Source organism: Nocardia cyriacigeorgica NBRC 100375 (assembly GCF_000308555.1).
Taxonomy (GTDB): Bacteria; Actinomycetota; Actinomycetes; order Mycobacteriales; family Mycobacteriaceae; genus Nocardia; species Nocardia cyriacigeorgica.
The window spans coordinates 69,821-75,820 of the sequence record NZ_BAFY01000099.1; the positions used below are offsets into that span (position 1 = coordinate 69,821).

The 6,000-nt window shown below is 68.4% G+C and carries 7 protein-coding genes; 4 read left to right on the forward strand and 3 right to left on the reverse strand.

Annotated elements, in window-relative coordinates; all coding sequences use genetic code 11:
- The first annotated feature begins 74 nt into the window (after positions 1–74).
- The gene (locus RJ05_RS09490; protein WP_036535708.1) at positions 75–692 is read left to right on the forward strand and encodes a TetR/AcrR family transcriptional regulator; all 618 of its coding nucleotides are present in this window, start codon (positions 75–77) and stop codon (positions 690–692) included.
- 39 nt (positions 693–731) lie between these two features.
- Here RJ05_RS09490 and RJ05_RS09495 read toward each other — a convergent pair whose 3' ends face one another.
- On the reverse strand, positions 732–1,148 hold the full coding sequence (locus RJ05_RS09495) for a nuclear transport factor 2 family protein (protein ID WP_014350282.1): 417 nt from the start codon (positions 1,146–1,148) through the stop codon (positions 732–734).
- Positions 1,149–1,272: 124 nt separating this feature from the next.
- Here RJ05_RS09495 and RJ05_RS09500 point away from each other — a divergent pair, with 124 nt between their 5' ends.
- Positions 1,273–1,836, forward strand: a complete 564-nt coding sequence (locus RJ05_RS09500; protein ID WP_036535742.1) for a PadR family transcriptional regulator — start codon at positions 1,273–1,275, stop codon at positions 1,834–1,836.
- 79 nt (positions 1,837–1,915) lie between these two features.
- Here the strand turns inward: RJ05_RS09500 and RJ05_RS09505 are convergent, their stop codons facing one another.
- Entirely contained in the window at positions 1,916–2,863 is a 948-nt protein-coding gene (locus tag RJ05_RS09505; protein ID WP_036535709.1) for an RNA polymerase sigma-70 factor, read from the reverse strand.
- Positions 2,864–2,994: 131 nt separating this feature from the next.
- Positions 2,995–3,783 (reverse strand): zinc-binding dehydrogenase, encoded by a 789-nt coding sequence (locus RJ05_RS09510; RefSeq protein ID WP_249040485.1) that lies wholly within the window; start codon positions 3,781–3,783, stop codon positions 2,995–2,997.
- 261 nt (positions 3,784–4,044) lie between these two features.
- Here RJ05_RS09510 and RJ05_RS09515 point away from each other — a divergent pair, with 261 nt between their 5' ends.
- Positions 4,045–4,437, forward strand: a complete 393-nt coding sequence (locus RJ05_RS09515; protein ID WP_014350287.1) for a DoxX family protein — start codon at positions 4,045–4,047, stop codon at positions 4,435–4,437.
- A gap of 165 nt (positions 4,438–4,602) precedes the next feature.
- Entirely contained in the window at positions 4,603–5,856 is a 1,254-nt protein-coding gene (locus RJ05_RS09520; protein WP_051016386.1) for an MFS transporter, read from the forward strand.
- Positions 5,857–6,000: the final 144 nt, after the last annotated feature.

Here is a 6,000-nt window from a genome sequence, read left to right on the forward strand (position 1 = left end):
CACGATAATATGACGACACGGTGTCATAAAAATCGGGTGTAGCGTCGCCCGGACCCGGGTGAAGGAGAGATGAGTTGCCCAAGATCACCGGCTCGTCGGTGGCCGAGCATCGCGCCGAGGTCGAGCAGCGGCTGATCCGGGCGTTCGGCGACCTGCTCGCCGAACGCGGATACGAGCGGCTCACGCTACGTGATGTCGCCGAACGCGCCGGCGTGTCGCGCAGCTCGATCTACAACTATCACCGCGACAAAACCGCGCTGTTGCTCGTTTGGGCCCGCGATCAGGTGGACCGGTACATGCGGCTGCTGGACCACGAACTCGCCGGCACCGACGACCCCGCGGAACATCTGCGGATCGTGGTGGTGACGGTGCTGTCGCAGTTCGCGCTGTCGACCTCGAGCGCCCAGAGCCTGGCCGCGGCCCTGCCGCCCGAGCAGCGCGACGTCATCCTCGACCACGTCACGCCCATCCGGGAGCGGCTGTGCGAGATCGTCGAACGTGGCATGGCCGAGGGAGTCTTCCGGGCCGATCAGGACCCCGGCGCCACCGCCGAGATGATCCTGGCCTGCCTGGAAACCCAGCGTTTGCGGCTGGCTCGCGGAGCGGACCTGGCCGGGGCGGTGCGACAGGTCTTGCCGTTCCTGCTCTTCGGAGTCACCCGGCAAGACCCCGGCGAGCCGCAGACCACCTGATCGCGGCTCGCAGCGGATGCCGTTGCCCACCAAGGCATCTCAGGGCTGCGCTGCCTCGCCGGTGAGCTGGGCGGTGGCCTCGGCCTTGATCTGCTCGAACTGCGCACCCATCCGGGCGGCCAGCGCCTGCGCCGCCGACAGCGGCCGCACCATCACCATGAAGTCGTCGATCTTGCCGTCGTCGTCGAAGTGCAGGAAATCGCAGCCGGTCAGCTTCTTGCCGTCCACACTCGCCTCGAACACGAACGCATGGTCACGCCCGTTCGGATCCGCGATCTCGCGCACATACCGGAAGTCCTCGAACACCCGGATCACCGCGCGCAGGATGGCCGCGGTGATCGCCTTGCCCGGATACGGCCGGAACGCCACCGGGCTGGTGAAGACCACGTTCTCGGCCAGCAGCGCCTCGATCGCGGCGTCGTCACGGGCTTCCACCGCCGCACGGAACGGATGCATGCTCCCGCCTTTCCTAGGCAATTAGTTGAGTATGTAGCTCGAACATTAGTGAGCGCTGAAGCGAGTGTCCAGAGGTGGATTGGACAAGAAACTGAATAGTCTCGTTGCCTGCTACATTGTGCTGGTGGCGCTACGTGACGCGATTCTGGCCGCCCTGCTCGACGGCGAGGCCTCCGGCTACGAGCTGGCCAAGAGCTTCGACGCCTCGGCGGCCAACTTCTGGACCTCGACCCCGCAGCAGCTGTACAAGGAACTCGAGCGCATGGCCGCCGACGGGCTCATCGAGACCCGCGTGGTCCAGCAGGAGCGCCGCCCCAACAAGCGCCTGCACACCATCACCCCCGCCGGCCGCGCCGCGCTGCGCGAATTCCTCGACACCCCACCCAAACCCACCGCCATCCGCGACGAGATGCTGGTGCAGGTGCAAGGCATGGACACCGCCGACGCCCCCGCGGTCCGCGCCTCCATCGCCGAGCGCCTGGACTGGTCGACCGCGAAATTGGCCCGCTACGAACGCCTGCGCCAGCGCCTGCTGGACGGCCGCAGCGAACAGGCCTACCTCGCCGAAGCCGACCGCATCGGCCCCTACCTGACCCTGCTGCGCGGGATCTCCTTCGAGCAGGAGAACATTCGCTGGGCCGAGTTCGCGCTCGCCGCGATCGATCGGCGCATCACCACGTCCGCCTGACCGGCCGAGTTCGGTCGGTTGCCGAAATGCTGGCGACACCGGCGGTACGGCATCGAGATATATGGGCCATTAAGGGTATTCACCGCAAGGTGAGTGTCGTCTCGGATTCGATGCGGGTCAGCTTGTGCGGATTGCGGACGAAGTAGAGACCGGTGATGCGCCCGTCCTCGACTCGGAACGCCATGACCCCGTCGACCTCGCTGTCCAGCCGGAAAACCAATGCCGGGCTGCCATTGAGGATGATCGGGTCGATGGTGATCGTGGCCTCGGTCCTGCCGATGCCGCCGAGGATGTAGCGGCACACATTCGCGGCGCTGACGACGGGCCGCAGCGCCGCCTGCTTCACGCCGCCGCCGTCGCTGACCAGCACGACCTCGGGTGCGAGCACGTCCAGCAGCGCCTGCGGATCGCCGGATTCGAGGGCACGCCGGAACGACTCCAGTGCCGCACGGGTATCGCCGGCCGACACCACCGATCGTGGCCGGCGGGCCTGCACGTGTTTGCGGGCGCGGTGGGCGATCTGACGCACGGTGGCAGGGGATTTGTCGACAGCGGCGGCGATCTCGTCGTACCCGATGTCGAACACCTCACGCAGCACGAACACGGCGCGTTCGGTGGGCGTCAGCGTTTCGAGGACGAGCATCAGCGCCATCGACATGCTATCGGCGAGTTCGACGTCAGCGGCCACATCCGGTGTGGTGAGCAGCGGCTCGGGCAGCCAGGGCCCGACATAGGACTCCCTGCGGCGGCTGATGGTGCGCAGCCGGTTGAGCGACTGCCGCGTCGTGATCCGCACCAGATACGCGCGCGGATCACTCACCTGATCCAAGTCGACGGCGGTCCAGCGCAGCCACGTCTCCTGAAGCACGTCCTCGGCGTCGACAGCCGAGCCGAGCATCTCGTAGGCGACAGTGAACAGCAGGTTGCGATGAGTGAGGAACGCGTCGGTCGCCGGGTCGGTGACGTCCCGGCCGCTGTCCCTCGCAGCCGGCTCAGATGGGCGGCCTTTATCTCGCGGAGTGTTCACGGGCAATGTCCTCGTCGTCAGTAGCGGTGACTCTACGCATCCGGTGACGGCCCGTCCGCAGTCGAACCGGCCGTCACCGGATGGCTGGCCCGGGCAGCGAATGCCGGGGCAGGCAGCGTCTGCCGTTCGGGTCAGGGAGTCAGGATGACCTTGCCGACGATCTCGCCACCCACGGCGCGGACGTCGACGGTGTCCGCCTCGGCCCGCAGCCGCGCGGCCACTGTGAATCCCAGCTCACGGACCTCGGCCTGAGCCGCCAGCTCGGCGACTTGGGCGATCCGTTGCGCGGCGCGGGCATGAACGATGGGCAGTTCGGACAGCGAAAGTCGTTCGGTGGCTGCGATCTTCAGCTCTCCGGCGTCGACGCGGGCAGCCAGCTCGGCGAGCTGCGCGGCATCGGCGTAGGCGAAGGGCCGCAATGCCCGGATCCCGCGGCCGACGTCCTGCGTGAGGGGAGTGGTCGTGCTGACAAAGGCCCCACCGTCGGCGACCAGGTCCGCCAGCGCCATGTTTTCCTCTGGGCTGCTGGGCGCGAGGTTCAGCACCACGTCGAACCGTTCTTCGTCGACTGCCCGCACCACGGGTGTGCGGGTGTAGTCGATGATCCGTTGCGCGCCGTAGGAGCGGGTGCGGTCACGGCTGCGCGGACCGGCGGTCGCGGTGACGATCGCACCGGCGTGCACGGCGAGCTGCACGGCGTACCCGCCCACCGCACTGCCCGCACCATTGATCAGCACACTCTGTCCCGGTCGCAGATCGGCGTGTTCGAACAACGACTGCCACGCCGTGAGCCCGACCAGAGGCAGGGCCGCGGCGTCGGCGAGGTCGACGGTGCGGGGAGCGGGAGCCAGTATCCCGGCGGGCGCGGCGACGTACTCGGCGGCCGCACCGGGTGCGGTCACCGGCAACACCGCGATCACCGCGTCTCCGGCATGTACCGCACTGCCTTCATAGACGCTGCGCTTGCCTTATCCGCTTCGGTCATCGGGGTTCTCCTTCGGTTCACCGGATTCGGCACACCAGACACCGCCCGTTCCTCTGTTGTGACAGCGGGTGAGGCAGATCACTGGCCGAGCGCCATGGCGAAGCGGGCGGTGGCGCACGTCACGTCGATGCGGCTGTCACGCGGCTGGGGCCTGCGGTGTCTGATGCCCGACCGCACGCACTAGAAGGAGAACTCCATGAACCTCGCCCTCTGGATCATCACCGGGCTGCTTGCCGCACTAGCCCTGTTCGGCGGTGCCACCAAGGCGTTCATGCCCAAGGACAAGCTCGACGAACTCGGCCGGAAATCCGGTGGCGGCTGGACCGAACACGCGAGCGCAGGCTTCGTCCGAACCCTCGGCGGCCTCGAGATCCTGGCCGCGGCAGGCCTGATCCTGCCCGCGACGCTCGACATCGCACCGGTCATGGTGCCGATCACCGCCGTCTGCTGGGTCCTGTTGATGATCGGCGCGATGATCACCCACGCGCGCTACGCCCAGTACAAATACGTCGCGCTCAACGCCGTCTACCTCGCCGCAGCCGCCTTCGTGGCCTGGGGCCGCTTCGGGCCGGAGTCGTTCATCGGCTGATCCGGGCCGGCTGCCGCATGGACCGGTCGACGCGCTCGTCGATTCTGCGACAATCGAGTTCGGAGCAGCGATGACCGAGCATCCGGTGCAACGGCGGTGAGCTGTGCGGGGGCCGGAGTCCGTTCGTCGACGCGGGCGATCGGCCGGTGTAGTGAAATGAGCACGATGAATACCACCATTGCCGGCCCGCACCCCGACCGCGATCGCGTACAACGCCGCGTGCTCGCCGTCCTGGTCGTCGCCCAGATCCTGTCGGGGGCGGGTTTGGCCGCCGGTATCACGGTGGGGGCGCTGCTGGCCCAGGACATGCTCGGCTCGACCGGGTGGGCCGGGCTGCCCAGCGCGCTGTTCACGGTCGGTTCGGCGGCGGCCGCGGCCGGCGTCGGGCGGATCTCGCAACGATCGGGTCGCCGGGCGGGTTTGACGGTGGGTTATCTCGTCGGTGCGGTCGGCAGCTTCGGCGTCGTCCTGGCCGCGGTCGCCGGGAATGTGGCGCTGCTGTTCACGGCGTTCCTGGTCTACGGCGCGGGCACCGCGACCAGTCTGCAAGCCCGCTACGCCGGTGCCGACCTGGCGCGGTCGGCGCACCGAGCGCGCGCGATCAGCACCGTCCTCGTCGCGACCACGGTCGGCGCCGTCGCGGGCCCGAACCTGGTCACGGTGATGTCGAATCTCGCCGAGGGCTGGGGAATCCCGCCGCTGTCCGGGCCTTTCGTCCTTTCCGGCCTGGCCTACGCGCTCGCCGGGATCGTGCTGTGGGCGCTGTTGCGGCCGGACCCACTGCAACTGGCGCGCGCGAATGCCCCCGCCGAGGATCCCACCACCGCGGCAACGGGCATCATCGAGCCGCGACGCACCCCGGCGCCGGTCGTGCTCGGTGCGACGATCATGGTGCTGACCCAGCTGGTGATGGTCGCCATCATGACCATGACCCCGATTCACATGCAGCACCACGGCCACAGCGTGGGCGCGGCCGGATTCGTCATCGCCATCCATGTCGCGGGCATGTACCTGCCGTCGCTGCTGTCGGGAGTGCTGGTCGACCGATTCGGAGCCGGTCGTATCGCGGTGGCCGCGGCACTCACCCTGGTGGCCGCCGGCGTCGCCGCAGCCCTGGCCCCGCCATCATCGATGGCCGCTCTGGCGGTCGCGCTCGGGCTGCTCGGTCTGGGCTGGAACCTGGGCCTGGTCGCCGGCACCACCATGCTCACCGACGCCGTCCCCCTCGCCACCCGCGCCCGCACCCAGGGCGCCGTCGACCTGTGCATCGCCCTAGCCGGCGCGGGCGGCGGCCTCGGCTCCGGACTGATCGTCGCCACCACCGACTATCCAGGACTCGCCCTCATCGGCGCGGTCCTCTCACTGGCCATCGTCCCGGCCCTGGCCATCACCGCCCGCCGGCATGCTCGCAGTGGTTGACCCGCAACGCCCGAGTTTCGGGCTGCTCGAGAGGACTGTTTTGGCGAATACGTAATCGTATGTCGGTCAAGAACTTTCGCGCACCCTCACCTGGCGCCGACGATGCGTAATGCCATGTCGGCGTAGGCACTTCCGATGTCCTCC